Here is a 17,884-nt window from a genome sequence, read left to right as displayed (position 1 = left end):
GGCGGAAGCGCCAGGGGTCAAGGGGGAAGTCATCGTGGGGCTCTTTACACCCAAGAAGCCGCCGCTGGTCGGCGTCGACATTAGCTCGACCGCCGTTAAGCTGCTGCAGCTCAGCCAAGCAGGCGGACGCTATCGCGTGGAGCACTACGCGATCGAGCCGCTGCCCCCCAACGCGGTGGTCGAGAAGAACATCGTCGAAGTCGAGGCGGTGGGCGAGGCAGTGCGCCGCGCACTCTCGCGTTCCGGTGCGAAGGTCAAGCACGCCGCTGCGGCGGTCGCCGGCTCGGCCGTGATCACTCGCATCGTGCCGATGCCGGCGGAACTTTCCGATGAGGATCTGGAGGGTCAGATCCACGTCGAGGCGAACCAGTACATTCCCTACCCGATCGAGGAAGTGAGCCTCGACTTCGAGGTACTCGGACCGGTCCGCGACAACCCTGAAATGAACAATGTGCTGCTGGCCGCCTCGCGCACAGAAAACGTGGACATGCGCGTGGCCGCGCTCGACCTGGGCGGACTCGCCGCGCAGGTGGTCGACGTCGAGGCCTTCGCGATGGAGAACGCCTTCGCGCTGATCGCCGACCAGTTGAATGTCGGACGTGATGCGCTGGTGGCAGTGGTCGACATCGGCGCCACCATGACCACGCTGTCGGTACTGAAGAACCAACGCACGATCTACTCGCGCGAACAGGTGTTCGGCGGCAAGCAGCTCACGGATGAAATCATGCGTCGCTACGGCCTCTCCTATGAGGAAGCCGGCCGCGCCAAGCGCAAGGGCGGCTTGCCGGAATCCTACGAGACCGAGGCGCTGCAGCCGTTCAAGGAATCGCTGGTGCAGCAGATCAGCCGCCTGTTGCAATTTTTCTACGCCGGCAGCGAGTTCAGCAAGGTCGACCAGGTCGTATTGGCTGGCGGCTGCGCCTCCATTGAAGGCATCAACGCGATGCTCGAGGAGCAGCTTGGCTTGCCGTGCGTAGTGGCCAATCCGCTGGCGCGCATGTCGCTCTCCAGCCGCGTGCAGGCGCAGTCGCTGACCCAGGATGCGCCGGCGTTGATGATTGCGGTCGGGCTTGCCATGAGGAGTTTCGACTGATGGCACGCATAAACTTACTACCCTGGCGCGCCGAGCGCCGCAAGCTCCGCCAGCGCGAGTTTTTCGTGCAGCTCGGGGCAGCGGCCGTGGCGGCGATTTGTGTGATGTTCCTGTGGTGGTTCTGGATGGACATGCGCATCGACAACCAGAACGAGCGCAACGCCTACCTGCAGGATCAGATCAAGCAGGTGGATGTGCGCCTGGAGAAGATCAAGGATCTGGAAAAGGTGCGTGCCCAGTTGCTGGCGCGCAAGCAGATCATCGAGCAGCTGCAGGCCAACCGCGCGCAGATGGTGCACTTGTTCGACGAACTGGTGAAAACCATTCCCAGCAGCGTGCGCATGACCTCGATCAAGCAAAACGGCGACCACATGGTGTTGGACGGCGTGGCGCAATCCAACGCCAGCGTGGCCGAGTACATGCGTAACATCGAAACATCGCCGTGGATGGGGCAGTCCGATCTCAGCAAGACCGAAAACAGCCACGATGCCACGCGCATGCCCTATAGCTTCGGCCTGACGGTCGCGCTCTCCAAGCCCAAGGATGACAGCGCCGGCCAGGGCGCGTCCGGTTCCGCCCCGGCTTCATCGAGCACGGGCGCGGCTACCCCGGCCAAGCCAGCCGTCGCCAAGCCTCCTGTTGCGAAACCCCCTGCAATGGCGCCCGTCCCGGCCAAGCCGAGCGGCGTTCCGGCCAAGGGAGGGGTTTAACGATGAAACTCTTCGACGATCTGCGCAGTCTGGACCGCAACAACATCGGCGGCTGGCCGAAGTCGGTCAAGACGTTTTTCACGGTGCTGTTGTTCCTGGTGATCATGCTGGTCGGCTGGTACATGGTGGTCAGCGACCAGCAGGACACGCTGCAGAACCTTGCCGGCAAGGAGGAGACCCTCAAGCGGGAGTTCTCCGAGAAGCAGGCCAAATCGGTCAATCTGGAAGCCTTGCAACAGCAGCTGGATGAAATGAAGGACATGCTGCGCCAGCTGCTGCGTCAGCTGCCCAGCAAGACCGAAATGCCCGAACTGCTGGTGGACGTATCGCAGACGGCGCTGTCGGCCGGCCTGCAGCAGGAGCTGTTCCAGCCTGGCACGGAAGTTCCGAAGGACTTCTACGCGGAAAAGCCGATCCAGCTGAAGATGGTCGGTACCTATCACCAGTTCGGCGCCTTCATCAGCGGCGTTGCGTCATTGCCGCGCGTGGTGATCCTCACGATGCATGACGTTTCGTTGACGCCGCTCAATCCGCCGGCCAAGGGTTCCGAGCCCGCTTCCAATCAGTTGCTCGTGCTGCAGGGCACGGTGAAGACCTATCGCTACCTCGAAGACTCCGAAACCAGCGAGGCAGGTAACAAAGCGAAGAAGCCGGGGGGGCAGAAATGAGAGCCATGACTGCCTTGAAGCCGGCCCGTCTGGCAAAGCTGTCGCTGGTGGTCGCTACCGTGCTCATGCTGGGCGGTTGCACGCGCGGCATGTCCGATCTGCGCGACTGGGTTGCGCAGGAGAAGGCCAAACGCGGTGCGCCCATCCCGGCCTTGCCGGTCATAAAAACCTTCGAAAGCTTCACGTACAACGACCAGGACAAGCGCGATCCGTTCAGCCCCAGCCAGGACGAATTGAACCAGGGCGCCGGTCCGCGGCCGCAAGAAGGCCGCCCGCGCGAGCCGCTCGAAGCCTACTCGCTGGATAGCTTGAGGATGGTTGGCACGATCGGTGCGGGAGCTGCCACGGAGGCACTCGTCAAAGATCCGGGTGGTGTGATCCACCGTGTGCATATCAACGAATACATGGGCCAGAACTACGGTCGTGTCACCGCCATCACCGGTGACCACCTCGACCTGGTCGAATTGGTTTCCAACGGCAATGGCGGCTGGATGGAACGTCCGGCCAGCATCGCGCTTGAGGCGAAATAGGAATACAGGGGCTGATGCTATGACTAATTCCAACCAACCCTTCCGGAGTCGCGCCATGCACCTGGCCAGCCGTTGCCTGATGACTGTGATGGTGCTGGGCGCTGCCGCCTGGGCGACCTCCGCCGCTGCGGCCACCACGTTGCAGAACATCACTTACAAGCCTTTGTCGGGCGGCAAGGTCGAAGTGCGCATGAACTTCGACAGTAGCCAGGTGCCGCAACCCAATATCTTCACGACGGAAACGCCGCCGCGTATCGCGATTGATTTTCCCGATACCACCAATGATGCGGCACGCCACCAGGACATCGGGGTGGGCACTACCACCGGCGTGTCGGCAGTAGCGGCAGGTGGGCGCACCCGTGTCGTGGTCGAACTGATGCAGGCCTCCTCGTACAAGTCACGCGTGGAAGGAAACAGCCTGGTGCTGGTGGTCAATAACGGCATGCAGTCGCAGCCGGTAACCACGGCTGCCACCATCGATCCTTCCAAGGCGCTGCCATCGGCGTTGAATGGCCCGGCGATCAGCAACATCGATTTCCAGCGGGGCGCAAACGGTTCCGGCCGCGTGCTGATCAACTTCAATGGCACCGGCGCGAATGCGAACATGCATCGCGAAAACGGCAACATCACCGTGGACGTCACCAACGCACAGCTCCCCGCGGGCCAGGCGCAACGCTTGAACGTGCTCGACTTCGCCACGCCGGTGCAGTCGATTTCGCCGAAGTCCACGCCGAACGGGGCGCACATCGACATCGCCTACAGCGGCGACGTGGAGACCTCTTCCTACCAGACCGGCAATCAGTACGTCATCGAGGTGACGCCAAGGAAGCAGGAAGCCAAGAACACCAATCCTGCCTCCCAAGCGCAGCCGGTCTACTCGGGCAACCGCGTCACCTTCAACTTCCAGGACATCCCGGTGCGTTCGGCGCTGCAATTGCTGGCAGACGTATCGGGCGTGAACCTGGTTGCTTCCGATACCGTGGGCGGCAGCGTCACGCTGCGCCTGGTCAACGTGCCGTGGGATCAGGCGCTGGATGTGATTCTGCGCGCCAAGGACCTGGACAAGCGCCGTGACGGCAACGTGATCTGGATTGCGCCGCAGAAGGAGCTGGCCGATTACGAGCAAAGCGTTGCCGACGCGCGCTTCAAGGCGCAAGACAACGCGCCTTTGATCACCACCTACATTCCGATCAGCTATGGCAAGGCACAGGAGATCGTCAAGCTGCTGACTTCTGGTGCACAGCAAAGCCAGGGTGGTGGTGGTGGTGGTAGCGGGGCAACCCAGCATCGCGGCTTCCTTTCGCCGCGTGGCAGCGTTACCTTCGATCAGCGCACCAACACCTTGCTGCTCAACGATACGGCCGAAAAAACCGCCGAAATACGAGCGATCGTCGCCGAGCTGGATCGTCCGGTGCAGCAGGTGCTGATCGAATCGCGCATCGTGATCGCGACCGACGACTTCGAGCGTGACCTGGGTGTGCAATGGGGTATCAACGGCAGGCACATCAATCCGAGCGGACAGACGATGTCGCTGGGTAGCGGTCTTCTGCCGGCGACCACGAGCGGTACCACCACCTCCACTTACAACGGCTTGCAGAATTACCAATCAGTCAATCTGCCGGCGACGCCGACCACCGGTACGGCCTCGACCATCGCAGCCGCCATCCTCGGCAAGAACTACGCCCTGGATCTGGAGCTGTCCGCCGCGCAGTCCGAGGGACGCAGTCAGCTCGTCTCCAGCCCACGCGTCATTACTGCCAACCAGCAGGAAGCAGATATCCGCCAGGGTCAGGAAATCGGCTACGTCACCTACCAGAACTCCCTGGGCGGCGGCGCCAGCGGTACAGCCACGGTCGCGTTCAAGGACGCCGTGCTGGAACTGAAGGTCACGCCGACCATCACCGCCGACAACCGCGTGTTCCTGGCCATCAACGTGAACAAGGATTCGCTGCATAACTACATCACTGTGCCAGGGAGCGGCCAGGTTCCGGTAATCGACACGCGCTCGCTCAACACATCGGTATTGGTGGACAACGGCCAAACCGTGGTGCTGGGTGGCATCTACGAAATCAGCAAGACCGACAACCTGAACAAGGTGCCGTGGCTGGGGGACATTCCCGGTGTAGGCTTCCTGTTCCGCAATACGCAGCGTGTCAACAACAAGGGCGAACTGCTGATCTTCGTGACGCCGCGCATTCTCAGCGACAGCCTGCAGTAAGCGTGCGATTCACATAAAAATGAGGGGCGGCCAGCGTGCCGCCCCTTTTGTTTTGCAACAGGCGCTTGGCCAAACTTTCCTGCAGCGTTGTGGTCTTAAGGAGCCTCTGATCCCGCTGCAGCCCCGGGTGTAGGCTGGGATGGCAATCCCAGCTGACGCGTAGCCAAGCGCGCATTTGGCGCGGCGACGGGTGCAGCGGTGAGATCAGAGGCTACTCAACCCTTAAGTAGTACAGGATTTTCGGATGGACATGCCCCACGCCCCCGCTCCTGGGCATTTGCAAACCGCGTTTTTCCGTCTCCGCGACGAGTTGCGGGAACAGATCATCGGCCAGCCACGGCTTATCGACTGCCTGCTGATCGCTTTGCTGGCTGACGGACATCTGCTAGTCGAAGGCGCGCCAGGCTTGGCCAAGACCACCGCGGTGAAAGCCCTGGCCACGCGCATCGACGCCGATTTTCATCGCGTGCAATTCACGCCGGACCTGCTCCCGGCAGACCTCACCGGTACCGACGTATTCCGGCCGCAGTCCGCGACTTTCGAGTTCGAACGGGGGCCGCTGTTTCACAACATCGTGCTTGCCGACGAGATCAATCGCGCGCCCGCCAAGGTGCAGTCCGCTCTGCTGGAAGCGATGGCGGAGCGGCAAATCACGGTGGGCCGCAATACTTGGCGCCTGCCGGACCTGTTCATGGTGATGGCGACGCAAAACCCGATCGAGCAGGAAGGTACCTTCGCGCTGCCCGAGGCACAGCTCGACCGCTTTGTCATGCATGTGACGATCGGCTATCCCGACGCGGCGGCCGAATTGGCGATATTGCGCCTTGCGCGCGAGCAGGCAGCCAAACCGGCGCACGCACCCGTTGCCCTCGCGCCGTCAGTGTCGCAGGAAGACGTCTTTGTCGCGCGCCAAGCCGTGCTGGGCGTGCATGTGGCGCCGGCCTTGGAGCAATACCTCACGCAGCTGGTGTTGGCCACGCGCGACGCCGGCCAATATGGCCCCGAGCTAAAACGCTGGATCGCCTGGGGCGCGAGTCCGCGCGCCACGATTGCATTGGACCGCTGCGCCCGTGCTCACGCATGGTTGGCCGGACGGGATTTTGCGTTGCCGGAAGACGTGCATGCCATCGCCCATGAAGTGCTGCGTCACCGTGTGCTGCTCAGCTATGAAGCCGAAGCCGAAGGCATCCGCAGCGACAAGGTGATCAACCGTTTGCTGGATCTAGTTCCGCTGCCGTGAACGCTGTCGTGACCAATCAGGCAGATGGCGACGGGCGCGTCCGCGTTTCCTTGGCGGAACTGATCGCCCTGCGGGGTCGAGTGGCGCGCCTGGCATTGCCTCCACAAGACAGCCGCGCGACACGGGTAGGTACCCAAACCAGCCGTCTCTACGGCCGTGGCATGGATTACGCCGAATCCCGCGCCTACCAGCCAGGCGATGACGTGCGCCGGCTGGATTGGCGCCTGACCGCGCGCAGCGGCCGCTTGCACACCAAGTTGTTTCAAGAGGAGCGCGAGGGGCAACTGCTGCTTTTGTTCGATCAACACCCGAGTATGCGCTTTGGTACACGCGTACGCTTCAAGTCGGTGCAGGCGGCACGCGCCGCCGCCCTTGCTGCGTGGCATGCAGTCAAGGCAGGTGAGCGCGTGGGCATGATGGTGTTTGGTGAAAGCAGCTACCTGCAACGTCCGCGCGGCGGCCTGCGTGGAGCGTTGGATGTCTGCGGGGCCCTGGCAAAATGCGATGCCGCGACTCGCGGACAGAACCAGCCACTGTCGCAGGCATTACAGCACGTGATCAAACTCCAGCATGGCGCCAATCGCGTGCTGCTGATCAGCGATGGGCAGAGCAGTGATCAAGCGTCACGTGACCGTCTGTTGGAAATGCTGCGTCATACGGCAGTACGCGTGTTGATCGTCGCAGATGCGCTGGAGCTGCAACTGGCGCCGGCGGGAAGCTATCCCGTCGAGCATGCAGGCCAGCGGCAGCGCCTGGGCCTGCAATCGCAGTCGCAACGCGAAGCGTTCCGGCAAAACCTGGGCGAAGGGCAGGCGAGGCTCGCCGCGATGGCGGCATCGCTCGGCATTCCCCATCGCATCATCGACACGGCCGCCGATCCGCTGGATGCGATCATCGCGCTGCTGCGCAATGGCGGAGGGCGGCGATGACCATGTGGTTTTCGCTTCCGGATAGCTTGCCGTTGCGCGACATCCATCTGCCCCCCAATCCATCCTGGTGGCCACCGGCGCCTGGATGGTGGCTGTTGTTTGGCGTGATCTGCGTGGCTGTGGGGATCGGTTGCTTGGGCTACCGCCGGATGCGCAACGCGAGAATCTGGCGTGCACGAATACTGGCCGAAATACGGCAGTTGGCGAATCGTCATGCACACGATGATGTTGCCTATGCCACTGCCTTGCATCAGCTCTTGCGTCGGGCTGCCCTGCGTTATGCAGCCGATGCGCACCATTTGCAGGGCGAACCATGGCGACGGGTTTTGGCACGGGTGTCCGTCAATGACGCCACGCTCGATACTCTGATGACCCTCGAAGCGCGTATGTATCAACCGCGTGCCGGGTTCGATCGAGCCGCCGTCGAAGCCGCGGCTCAGTGCTGGCTGCAGGCCGCGTGGCGACAGGTGAAGCCGATGGAGGCGGGGCATGCCTGAATTCGCGTGGCCCTGGGTATTCGCATTGCTGCCGCTGCCGTGGCTGGTCTGGCGCATCCTGGGATCGGTAACGCCAGGGCAGGCATTGCGCTTGCCGCATGCATCTCTGTCGTGGAACGTGGGCAGCCAGGTCTCCACGCGCAGCGCAGCTCCCTGGCTGCTGGCGTTCGGTTGGCTGAGTTTGCTTGCTGCCGCTGCGCGGCCGCAGATCGTTGGACCGCCGCAATCGCATGCGCATAGCGGTCGAGCCATGATGCTGGCGGTCGATCTTTCCGGCAGCATGGAGACGCCTGACATGCTGCTGGGTGGCCAGCAGCTCAGCCGCTTTGGTGCCGTGGAAGCGATCGCGAGCGACTTCATTTCACGTCGCAGCGGTGACGAACTCGGCCTGGTGCTATTCGGCACTCGCGCATTTCTGGTGACACCGCTGACTTACGACCTTGGCGCAGTGCGTGCGCAGTTGCAGAGCGCCGAGGTGGGATTGCCGGGTACCGAGACTGCCATCGGCGATGCGATCGCCGTGGCGGTGAAGCGCCTGGCCGCCTTGCCCGTCCAGGCCCGGGTACTGATCCTGCTGACGGACGGCGTGAACAACTCCGGCAGCATCTCGCCGCAGGATGCCGCACGCGCCGCAAAGGCCGCCGGTGTGCGCATCTATACCATCGGCATCGGTGCGAACCGCTTGGTTGTTCCGGGGCTGTTCGGCGACAGGGTGGTCAATCCTTCGGCCGATCTGGACGCGGACATGCTCACCTACATTGCGCATGAAACCGGCGGCCAGTTCTATCGCGCCACCGATGGCAGCCAGCTCACCGATGCCTATCGCGCCATCGATGCGCTGGAGCCCATGCCTCAGCAGGGGCGCGAGTTCCGTTTGCATCATGAATTGTTTCGCCTGCCGCTGGCGTTGGCTGGTACCTGTTTGTTGCTTGGCTTGCTGTGGCCTCGCTGGAAAGGGGCAGGCGCATGAGCGAGGCATTGCGCCAATTCCATTTCCTCCAGCCCCTATGGTTGCTGGGGCTGCTAGCATTGCCGCTGCTGATATGGATCGGTACGCGTGGCGATGCTGCGCAGCGCGCGCTCAGTCGACTGGCCGACCCGGAACTGCTGCCACATTTGCTCAGCGGTAATGAGCGTCATACGCGCGTTCCTTCGGGTTTGCTTGTGCTCGGATGGACACTGGGCGTATTGGCGTTGGCGGGACCGACCTGGAGCCGGGTGACCGAGCCGATGTTCAACGATCGCGCTGCACAGGTGGTGGCGCTGTCCCTGTCGCAACACACGTTGGCGCGCGACGTGCTGCCAAGCCGCATTGAACGCGCGCGCTACAAGGTACGCGACCTGCTGCAGGCCAACCAGGACGGTTTGAACGCACTGATCGGCTATGCCGGGCAATCCTTTGTGGTGGCGCCGCTGACCAGCGATGCCCACAGCCTGGATGCGCTGCTGGAGGCGATGTCTCCGGATGTGATGCCGGTTGACGGCGACAACGCCGCGCAAGCCATCGAGCAGGGCGTGAAACTGATTCACGACGCCAAGCTGGATAGTGGCTCGATCGTGTTGGTGACCGACGACGCCGATTCCAATGCCCAGGCAGCGGCACGTGCGGCGCTGTCCGCCGGTGTCCACGTATCCGTGTTGGGTATCGGTACCACGCAGGGCGCGCCAGTCGCCAAGGCCGATGGCAGCTTCGCGCACGACGATCAGGGCAATATCGCCATCGCCCGCCGCAACGACGCGGACTTGCGTGCCCTCGCCGAAGCGGGTGGCGGCCGCTATGTGACGATGAACGCGGACAACCAGGACATCGCCGCGTTGCATGCGCAATTGCAAGCCACACGGCACGCATCTGTTGCCCGGGGGCAGGAAGCGGATGTGTGGCAAGACCGTGGCCCCTGGTTGCTGCTGCCACTGCTGCTGGTTGCGGCCATGGCCTTCCGCCGTGGCTGGGTCTTGCTGCTACCGCTGGTTTTGCTGCCGCTATTGCCCACTAACGCCAAGGCCACGGGTTGGCGGGATTGGTGGCAGCGCGCGGATCAGCAGGCGGCCAGTGCATTGCGTCAGGGAGACGCCGGCAAAGCACAGCAGCTTGCTCGGGATCCCGCGTTGCGAGGTGCAGCCGCCTATCGTGCCAAAGATTACGCTGCGGCAGCAGAAGCCCTGCAGTACGCCAAGGGCACGGATGCGCAATACAACTTGGGCAACTCGCTTGCCCAGCTGGGGCGTTATCAAGATGCCATCAAGGCTTACGATCAAGCTTTGCAACTCGGTCCGCACAACGCGGATGCCCAAGCCAACCGCAAGTTGGTGGAAGCGGCGCTGCGCAAGCAACAGCAGCAGGCGCAATCGTCGTCGCCACAACAGCAGTCGGGCGGACAGAGCGGCCGGAACAACCCCAACGGTCAAGCCGGGCAATCACCCGGTCAGCAGCATGGCCAAGGACAGCGCAGTGGTCAGTCTGGTCAGCAGCAGTCATCCGCAGCGGGCGATGAGTCTAGGCAAGCGCAGCAAGGGCAGGACCGGCAAGCGCAAAGCGAGTCCAATGCTGCCAATGGCAAGCCCTTACAAGACAGTCAGCGCGATATGAGTGCCTCCTCGCCACAGAACGCATCGAAGCAAGCCCCCGCTCCTGCGTCCAGTAGCGAGCGAGCGCAGTCAGCCAAAGCGCAGCAGGGTTTGCGGGCTCAGATGGATAAAGCCTTGGCTGACGCGCAACGGAAATCCACAGCGCCCGTGCATGAACTGGGAGCGGTCGATAGTGACGATCCGCTGTCCAGGCTGCCCAACGACGTGCGTCGCGATTTGCAGCGCGTGCCTGACGATCCGGGCGCGTTGCTGAGAAAGAAGTTCGAGCTGGAATACCGCGCCCGCATGGGCGGCCAGGCGGTGGAAGGAGAGCAGCCGTGAAACGGTGTTGGTTGTTGGGTGTTTTTTGCCTGCTATGGCCGTGGATGGCGGTGGCCGCCAAGGTGCAAGCCACCTTGGATCGCACCGATGTGCATCTCGGCGAAACAGTTACGCTCAACTTGCATATCGGCGACGCGGTCAGTGTAAATACGCCGGACCTCAGTGCACTGGATCGTGATTTCGACGTGCTGCGTACTTCCACCAACAGCTCGCTCAGCATTGTCAATGGCCGGCAGAGCGCCGAGCTGATCATCGGCATCGCATTGCGTCCCAAACACGAAGGCGATCTCAAGATTCCGGCCTTGACGATCGCCGGCAGCCAGACCAGTCCATTGAGCCTGCATGTCGGACCAGCGGATAACTCGGCCGGCGCCGACGCGGGCAAGGACGTATTCGTTGAAGCCGCCGCAAGTTCCAATCGCGTCTACGCCGGGCAGCAGATTCTTTATACCGTACGGCTGTTTTACAGCGGCGATCTTGACGGCGGCAACCTGCCCAATCCGGATGCTGGCGACGCGGAGCTGCGTCAGCTTGGCAATGACATCAGCTACGAAGCCGTTCGCAACGGCCATCGCTACCATGTCGTGGAGCGCCGCTATGCGCTTACGCCGCGTCATGCCGGCGTGCTGACCATCCCGGGCATTGAATTTCAGGGCGAGATGATCGATCGCGGTAATCCCAACGACCCGGGCGGCTTTTTCAATCCTGGTGGTCTGTTCGGCAACACTACGCCGGTTACGGCCGATTCGCCGCAAGTGAAGATCCAAGTACAGGCGCCGCCCGCGGATTGGGGCAAAACCAGCTGGCTTCCCGCGCGCTCGCTGTCGCTCAGCCTGCAAGGCTTGCCCAGCGACGACAAGATCTCCGCCGGGCAGCCGCTCAATCTGCGCCTGAGCGTGAATGCGCAAGGCCTGTCAGGTGATGCGCTGCCTTCGTTGAGCTTGCCGGCGATTGACGGTGCCACGGTTTATCCCGATCAGCCCAGCACCAGCACCCATGACGATGGCCAATGGCTGACCGGTCATAGCGAGCGTGGTTTTGCGATCTTCCCACAACATGCCGGCGTGCTGACCATTCCAGAAATCACCCTTACCTGGTTCGACGTGCAAAGCGGGCAGAAGCGTATCGCCACCATTCCGTCGCACAGCTTGACCGTGCTGGCGGCAAACGGTGCCCAGGCGGCAGCTGCCCCGAGCCCCCAGCCTGGCTTGGCCGCTTCGTCTGCAGCACCCGTCAGTGCGCCTTCGCCAGTTACGGAGCAAACCGCGTCCACTGCATCGTCCACGCCCTGGCGCAGGATCGCTCTATGCAGCATCGCGTTGTGGTTGATCAGCTCAGCAGTATTCGCATGGCTTTACTGGCGCAAGCGCTCTCCGGCGCCAGCCAAGGCGAAGCAGCGTCTGGAACCGGTCGATTCCGCGCGAGCGCTACGCCAGGCCTTTCTGGATGCGGCACGGGGGGATGATCATCCTGCCCAGGCGCGCCGTTTGCTCGCCTGGGCACGTGGCGAGCGGCCAGAATTGCGGAATCTGGGGCAGGTTGCCGAGTTGCTGGCCTCCGATGAGCAACGTGTGGTCATCGGGCAGCTACAGCGCGAGCAATATGCCGGCGGGCCGGCCGAACGCCGCATCGACCTCGCCACGGTTTTCGCCCATGGGTTCGCATGGCGGCAGGATAAGCAAGTCGAAACGGAGTCGCCGCTGCCGCCGCTGTATCCGTTCAAGCTCGATTGAGCGCTTCCCGCCAGATGGCGGCCATGCGTTCGTCAAAGCAGCACAGCTGGACGTCCAACGCGGCATGGGCGGTCAGAGCGTCACGCAAAGCGGCTATTGCCACGCGTGCGGCTTGCTCCGGGGGATAGCCATACACGCCACAACTGATGGCCGGAAAGCCCATGCTCCTGACCTCATGCCTGACTGCCAGCGCGACGGACGAGCGGTAGCATTGAGCCAGCAATTCGGGCTCGCCGTGATGGCCGCCCTTCCACACCGGTCCCACCGTATGGATCACATAGCGTGCGGGCAGCAAGAAGCCTGGCGTGATGCGTGCCTCGCCCGTTGGACAGCGCACGCCCGGTGCGACCTGCGGCAAGGCTTTGCAAGCTTCCAGCAGGCCTGGACCGGCGGCACGGTGGATAGCGCCATCCACCCCGCCTCCACCCAGCAGGGCGGAGTTGGCGGCGTTCACGATGGCATCCAGAACCAGCCGGGTCAGGTCGGAGGTGACAACGCTAATGGGCATATTTGGGCTTATGCTTGCACAACGTGGCCCTGGGCGCTTGCATCATGCCAAAGACGGAAGACATTTCCTTCGGTTACCTGTTGAACGACATCACCTTGCTGTTTCGCAAGCATTTTGATCGGCGGGCGGTGAAATTCGGCTTGACGCGGGCCCAATGGCGCGCCACCAAGATGCTGTACCACCGCGAAGGCCTGCGGCAGACCGAGCTGGCCGAATTCCTGGAAATGGAGCCGATCGCGGTCGGTCGCGTGATCGACCGCCTGCAGGCCGCCGGCTTTGTGGAGCGGCGGCCGGACCCCAAGGATCGTCGCGCCTGGCGTCTGTACACCACGGCGCAGGCGAGCGAGGTGATCGATGACATGGAGCGCATCGCCCGTGAGCTGCGGCGGGAGTGTACCGGGGGCATCACCTACGAGGAAATGACGCAGGCGATGAACGTACTGAATCGGCTGAAGGAAAACCTGCAGGCGCTGGATACCGCAGAAGCGCCCGTGGAAGGCGAGGGGAATGCAGCCGTCGCAGCTCCCCTCGGCGAGGGCGGTTAGGCTCCCCCTCCCCACGTGGGGAGGGGGAGCAAAAGCTCAGTCCTCGGCCCCGTCATGCGCAAACGCGCCCGGCGCTGAGCCGAAATCGCCGTTCGCCTGCGCAGCCATATACGAGAACACGGCGTACACCGCCACGTTCTGCGCCAGCTGCTTGGGGTCGATCTTGTCCAGCGTGTCGTTGGCGGTGTGGTGCCAGTCGAAGTAGTTGGTGCCGTCTTGCATGAGGGTCAGCGCCGCCATGCCCTTGCCGTGCATCTGCGATAGATCCGAACCGCCGCCGCCGGGCTTATTGGGGTCATAACTCACGCCGATGGGGGCCAGCACTTTGGCGATCTGCTGGATGGCGCCACGGGCCTCGGGCTTCACGCTGGCGGTCATGCGCCACACCGGGCCGGCGCCGAAATCCGACTCGGTGCCGAGCTGGAATTTGCTCACCTCCGCCGCATGCTTGTCAGCGTAGGCGCGACCACCCCACAGGCCCATTTCTTCGTTGGCGAACGCAATCACGCGGATGGTGCGTTCGGGCCGTTGCGGCAGGTCATGGATCAGTTTGGCCGCGCCTACGGCGATCGCCACGCCGGCGCCGTCATCGATGGCGCCCGTGCCCGGATCCCAGGAATCCAGGTGGCCACCGATGGCGATCACCTGGTCGGGATACTTGCTGCCGGTGATCTCGCCGATCACGTTCGCGCCGGTGTATTGGCCTTCGATGCCGCAATCCAGATCGAGCTTCACCGTGACCGGCTGGCCGTGGGCGAGTACGCGTTCCAGCTGATCGGCGTCCGGATTGGACAGCGCGGCGGCGGGGATCGCCTTGGTCGGATCCGTGAAACCGGTAACGCCGGTGTGTGGCGTGCGGCTATTGGCATCCGTGCCGGCCGAGCGCAGCAGGAAGCCGGCTGCGCCTTTTTGCTGTGCCAGCACCGGACCCTCGACGCGGATCGGCGAGCCGATGCGGCCGTAGTCCAGTCCATCCTTGTGCCGCTGCATGCGTTCGCCGATGTACACGATCTTGCCTTTCACGCTGGCCGGATCGGCTGCTTTCAAGGCATCCAGATCGGCGAACTGCACCACTTGCGCGGTGAGCCCGCCCTTGGGCGTAGCGGGCGAATAACCCAGTGCAATGAGCGTAAGCGGTTGCGGGAACGGAGCCACGATGGCGCCATGCTCACTACGGCGCACCCACAATGGATAGGTCACCGCTTCGGTATAGACCTTGTCGAATCCCAGCGTCTTGAACTTCGCTACCATCCAGTCGCGCGCGCGTTGATCATTCACGCCACCAGCCAGGCGGGCCCCCACTTCGGTGGTCAGGCCTGCCACCACTTTGTACGCGGTGTCGTCGTGCATCGCCTTGTCGCGCAATTGTTCGGCGGTCTGTACGGCGGAGGCGGGAATCGTGGTGGGTGCCTCCTTGGCGCAAACAAGTCCGGTAGCCAGCATGAGGCTGGCGGCGAGCAGGGTGAGGGAGGGGCGATGCATGGGCGGCTCCTGGTGACGAACCCCGCATTATGGGGCTCGTCTCCAGACGCGCTTAGGCCGAAAGTCATGCCCGTTGAGGCAATGCGCTATTGCTTGCTCTTCAACAGATCGCGGATTTCCGTCAGCAGCACCACTTCCGGCGGTGTGGCAGCGGCGGCTTTGGTGTAGAACCGGTTAATGAACTTCACCAGCATGAAGATCGCGAAGGCGACGATCAGAAAAGCAATGATGCTGTTGATGAAACTGCCGTAGGCGATGGCGATTTCGGGGATCTTGTGCGCAGGATTGCTGTTGTCGGCTTGCCGGATAACCACCTTCATGGCGGAGAAGTCGATGCCGCCGGTGATCCAGCCGAGCGGCGGCATGATTACGTCGTTCACCAGCGAGGTGACGATCTTGCCGAACGCGCCACCGATGACGACGCCTACCGCCATGTCGACCACGTTGCCGCGCATGGCAAATTCTTTGAATTCCTGCAACACGCTCATTGTCGTCTCCCCAGGTTGTACGCCGGATGGCATTGTGGACTGTAATGCATGGGTGTGCTGCCCGTGAGGCAAGGATCGAGCATCCTTAAATGACCCTGCCTTCGAGCATCGCGATGTCTTGCAGTTCGGCGCGGAAGCAATCGCCGCGTTGCAGTGCCGCTACGCCGGCTGGCGTGCCGGTAAAAATCAGATCCCCCGGCTTGAGCTCGAACAACTTCGACAAGGCGACGATGATGTCCGTCACGCCATGCACCATGTCGCCGAGCTTCGCTTCCTGGCGCAGTCCATCGTTCACTTTCAGGCTGATGCGAGTATCCGCGCGCGGGGCGGCCAAATTCGCCGGCATCAAAGCAGAAACGGGCGCCGAGTGGTCGAACGCCTTGGCCACGTCCCACGGATGGCTCTTGGCCTTGGCCGCTGCCTGAAGGTCGCGGCGGGTGAGATCGAGCCCGACACCGTAGCCGAAGATCGCCTGTGCAGCCCGCGCGGCATCCAGGTCGTGGCCGCCTGCCTGCAAGGCGACCACCATCTCCACTTCGTGGTGCAGCTCGCTGGTGGCTGACGGATAGGGCACGTCCGCACCGTCTGTCACCACCGCATCAGCAGGTTTACAGAAGAACATGGGAGCCGAAGCGTCTACAGTGGCGCCCATTTCGCGCGCATGCTCGGCGTAGTTGCGTCCAATGCAGAAAATGCGGCGGACCGGAAAACGTTCTTCGCGGCCGATTACCGGAAGGCTGGGCATGACAGGAGGATCGATGACGTAGCGCATGGCAAAAAGGGTAGCAGCTTCATGCACCTGGCAAGAAGATAGCCATGGCAGGTATCGCCGTTTGGCAGCAGTCAGCGCCACCTGCGATGGGAAGTCAGCGGCACGCAAGCGAGAATGACGACTCCAGGCAAATGGCGGGCGCCATCGGTAGTGTCGATTCCCGGCCCGCTCACACGTCGTTTGAACATGACAGCTGTCATTGGCATAGGTTGATGGGCGCACGTGGCAGGGCTCTCTCCGGCCCGTTATCGTGCGCATATCGGGGACAATAGGACACGAGCGTGAGCAATACCGATCTACTGAAGGAACTGAAGATCGAGCGTCACCAGCGCGAACATCATTCGGGTTCGGTTTCCGGCGCCGGTGGACGTGGGGGTGGAGGTCCAGGGCCTTGGCCGTGGATCGTCGGCGGCATCGTGCTGGTGCTGCTGGCACTCGGCTTCGGCGGCTGGTGGTTCGCTCATCGGCCCATACAAGTCCACGTCGCGCAGGCTGTCGCCGCGAGCAGCGACCCCTCTGCGGGCGCGGTGCTGCAGGCGACGGGTTATGTCACCGCGCGTCGCCAGGCCACGGTTTCCGCGCAGATCACCGGCACCTTGACGGCGGTGCTGATCGAGGAAGGCGATCGCGTCAAGCAAGGCCAGATCCTGGCCAAGCTCGATGACAGCCAGTACAAGGCCGCGCTCGATGCGGCTGTTGCCCAAGCCAAGGCAGGGCATGCTCTGGTGGACCAGTACGGGGCGCAGCTGGCGCAAAACCTGCGCGACGCCGACCGCGACGAAGCCTTGGCCAAGCAGGGCCTGGTGTCCAAGCAGGCGGCAGAGCAGGCGCGTACGCTGGCCAACAGCACGCGTGCGCAATTGGCCTCGCAACAGAAAAATGCTGTAGCCGCCGATGCGCAGGTGACCGAAGCACAAGTCAACTACGGCTACTGTCTTATTCGCGCGCCGTTCGATGGCGTGATCACCACCAAGGATGCGCAAGTGGGTGAAGTGGTGTCTCCCTTCTCCGCTGGCGGCGGCTTCACGCGCACGGGCATCGGCACCATCGTGGACATGGATTCGCTGGAGGTGGACGTGGACGTCAATGAAGCCTATATCGGTCGTGTCACGCCGAACATGCCGGCCGAGGCCGTGCTGGATGCATATCCGGACTGGCGCATTCCCGCGCATGTCATAGCCATCGTGCCGGCGGCCGATCGCGGCAAGGCGACGGTGAAAGTGCGCGTTGCCATCGAAAAGAAGGATGCCCGCGTGGTGCCTGACATGGGCGTGCGCGTGTCTTTCCTCGAAGCGAAACCGGCCGTCGCCACGCAGCAGGCGCCAAAGGGCGTGCTGGTGCCGGCCAAGGCTATCGTGAAGCGTGACGGCAGCGACAGCGTGTTTGTCGTGGTGGACGGCAAGGCACACCAGCAGACAGTGCAACCGGCCCCACAACAGCTTGGCGACATGCGTCTGATTCCCGCCTCGGTCAATGTGGGTGACAGCGTGGTGGTATCGCCAATGGATGATTTGCACGACGGTTCGTCCGTAAACGTGCAAGCCCAATAACCAGTTACAGGACC

Annotated in this window: 17 protein-coding genes; 13 read left to right on the top strand and 4 right to left on the bottom strand. The window is 62.9% G+C overall.

Annotation, left to right across the window (positions count from 1 at the left end; genetic code table 11):
* The first annotated feature begins 34 nt into the window (after positions 1-34).
* The 11 genes from QQJ96_RS20715 (at position 35) to QQJ96_RS20665 (ending at position 12,525) form a co-directional block, all read left to right on the top strand.
* On the top strand, positions 35-1,093 hold the full coding sequence (locus tag QQJ96_RS20715) for a pilus assembly protein PilM (RefSeq protein ID WP_284333927.1): 1,059 nt from the start codon (positions 35-37) through the stop codon (positions 1,091-1,093).
* Positions 1,093-1,803 carry a PilN domain-containing protein gene (locus QQJ96_RS20710; RefSeq protein WP_284333926.1) on the top strand — a complete coding sequence of 237 codons (711 nt, stop codon included), beginning with the start codon at positions 1,093-1,095 and terminating at the stop codon, positions 1,801-1,803. The genes QQJ96_RS20715 and QQJ96_RS20710 overlap by 1 nt, the downstream gene beginning before the upstream one ends.
* A 2-nt stretch (positions 1,804-1,805) precedes the next feature.
* Positions 1,806-2,471: a type IV pilus inner membrane component PilO gene (locus QQJ96_RS20705; protein WP_284333925.1), complete on the top strand. Its 666-nt coding sequence runs from the start codon at positions 1,806-1,808 to the stop codon at positions 2,469-2,471.
* Positions 2,468-3,001: a pilus assembly protein PilP gene (locus QQJ96_RS20700; protein ID WP_284333924.1), complete on the top strand. Its 534-nt coding sequence runs from the start codon at positions 2,468-2,470 to the stop codon at positions 2,999-3,001. The genes QQJ96_RS20705 and QQJ96_RS20700 overlap by 4 nt, the downstream gene beginning before the upstream one ends.
* Positions 3,002-3,056: 55 nt before the next feature.
* Positions 3,057-5,219, top strand: a complete 2,163-nt coding sequence (locus tag QQJ96_RS20695) for a type IV pilus secretin PilQ (RefSeq protein ID WP_284333923.1) — start codon at positions 3,057-3,059, stop codon at positions 5,217-5,219.
* A 244-nt stretch (positions 5,220-5,463) separates the two neighbouring features.
* Positions 5,464-6,459 (top strand): AAA family ATPase, encoded by a 996-nt coding sequence (locus tag QQJ96_RS20690; RefSeq protein ID WP_284333922.1) that lies wholly within the window; start codon positions 5,464-5,466, stop codon positions 6,457-6,459.
* Complete coding sequence (locus tag QQJ96_RS20685) at positions 6,456-7,388, top strand: DUF58 domain-containing protein (protein WP_284333921.1); 933 nt, start codon at positions 6,456-6,458, stop codon at positions 7,386-7,388. Before QQJ96_RS20690 ends, QQJ96_RS20685 begins: the two co-directional genes overlap by 4 nt.
* Positions 7,385-7,885 (top strand): DUF4381 domain-containing protein, encoded by a 501-nt coding sequence (locus QQJ96_RS20680; RefSeq protein WP_345782721.1) that lies wholly within the window; start codon positions 7,385-7,387, stop codon positions 7,883-7,885. The genes QQJ96_RS20685 and QQJ96_RS20680 overlap by 4 nt, the downstream gene beginning before the upstream one ends.
* On the top strand, positions 7,878-8,855 hold the full coding sequence (locus QQJ96_RS20675) for a VWA domain-containing protein (protein WP_284333920.1): 978 nt from the start codon (positions 7,878-7,880) through the stop codon (positions 8,853-8,855). Before QQJ96_RS20680 ends, QQJ96_RS20675 begins: the two co-directional genes overlap by 8 nt.
* Positions 8,852-10,792 carry a tetratricopeptide repeat protein gene (locus QQJ96_RS20670; RefSeq protein ID WP_284333919.1) on the top strand — a complete coding sequence of 647 codons (1,941 nt, stop codon included), beginning with the start codon at positions 8,852-8,854 and terminating at the stop codon, positions 10,790-10,792. The genes QQJ96_RS20675 and QQJ96_RS20670 overlap by 4 nt, the downstream gene beginning before the upstream one ends.
* The gene (locus tag QQJ96_RS20665) at positions 10,789-12,525 is read left to right on the top strand and encodes a BatD family protein (protein WP_345782720.1); all 1,737 of its coding nucleotides are present in this window, start codon (positions 10,789-10,791) and stop codon (positions 12,523-12,525) included. Before QQJ96_RS20670 ends, QQJ96_RS20665 begins: the two co-directional genes overlap by 4 nt.
* On the opposite strand, the gene QQJ96_RS20660 is transcribed toward QQJ96_RS20665, so the two are convergent.
* Complete coding sequence (locus QQJ96_RS20660; protein WP_284333918.1) at positions 12,512-13,033, bottom strand: O-acetyl-ADP-ribose deacetylase; 522 nt, start codon at positions 13,031-13,033, stop codon at positions 12,512-12,514. The genes QQJ96_RS20665 and QQJ96_RS20660 overlap by 14 nt on opposite strands.
* Positions 13,034-13,077: 44 nt before the next feature.
* Here QQJ96_RS20660 and QQJ96_RS20655 point away from each other — a divergent pair, with 44 nt between their 5' ends.
* On the top strand, positions 13,078-13,578 hold the full coding sequence (locus QQJ96_RS20655) for a MarR family winged helix-turn-helix transcriptional regulator (RefSeq protein WP_284333917.1): 501 nt from the start codon (positions 13,078-13,080) through the stop codon (positions 13,576-13,578).
* A 36-nt stretch (positions 13,579-13,614) separates the two neighbouring features.
* On the opposite strand, the gene QQJ96_RS20650 is transcribed toward QQJ96_RS20655, so the two are convergent.
* From QQJ96_RS20650 to QQJ96_RS20640, 3 genes are all read right to left on the bottom strand, one after another.
* Positions 13,615-15,060: a M20/M25/M40 family metallo-hydrolase gene (locus QQJ96_RS20650; RefSeq protein ID WP_284333916.1), complete on the bottom strand. Its 1,446-nt coding sequence runs from the start codon at positions 15,058-15,060 to the stop codon at positions 13,615-13,617.
* 86 nt (positions 15,061-15,146) lie between these two features.
* The gene (gene mscL / locus QQJ96_RS20645) at positions 15,147-15,548 is read right to left on the bottom strand and encodes a large-conductance mechanosensitive channel protein MscL (RefSeq protein WP_284333915.1); all 402 of its coding nucleotides are present in this window, start codon (positions 15,546-15,548) and stop codon (positions 15,147-15,149) included.
* Positions 15,549-15,633: 85 nt separating this feature from the next.
* Positions 15,634-16,320 (bottom strand): fumarylacetoacetate hydrolase family protein, encoded by a 687-nt coding sequence (locus QQJ96_RS20640; protein ID WP_284333914.1) that lies wholly within the window; start codon positions 16,318-16,320, stop codon positions 15,634-15,636.
* A gap of 281 nt (positions 16,321-16,601) precedes the next feature.
* Between QQJ96_RS20640 and QQJ96_RS20635 the strand changes: the two genes are divergently transcribed.
* Positions 16,602-17,870, top strand: coding sequence for an efflux RND transporter periplasmic adaptor subunit (locus QQJ96_RS20635; protein WP_284333913.1), 1,269 nt, complete (start codon positions 16,602-16,604; stop codon positions 17,868-17,870).
* The last annotated feature ends 14 nt before the right edge of the window (positions 17,871-17,884 follow it).

The organism is Dyella flagellata, assembly GCF_030160275.1.
In the GTDB taxonomy this organism is placed as follows: domain Bacteria; phylum Pseudomonadota; class Gammaproteobacteria; order Xanthomonadales; family Rhodanobacteraceae; genus Dyella_B; species Dyella_B flagellata.
This window is presented reverse-complemented; position numbering and strand designations above follow the sequence as displayed.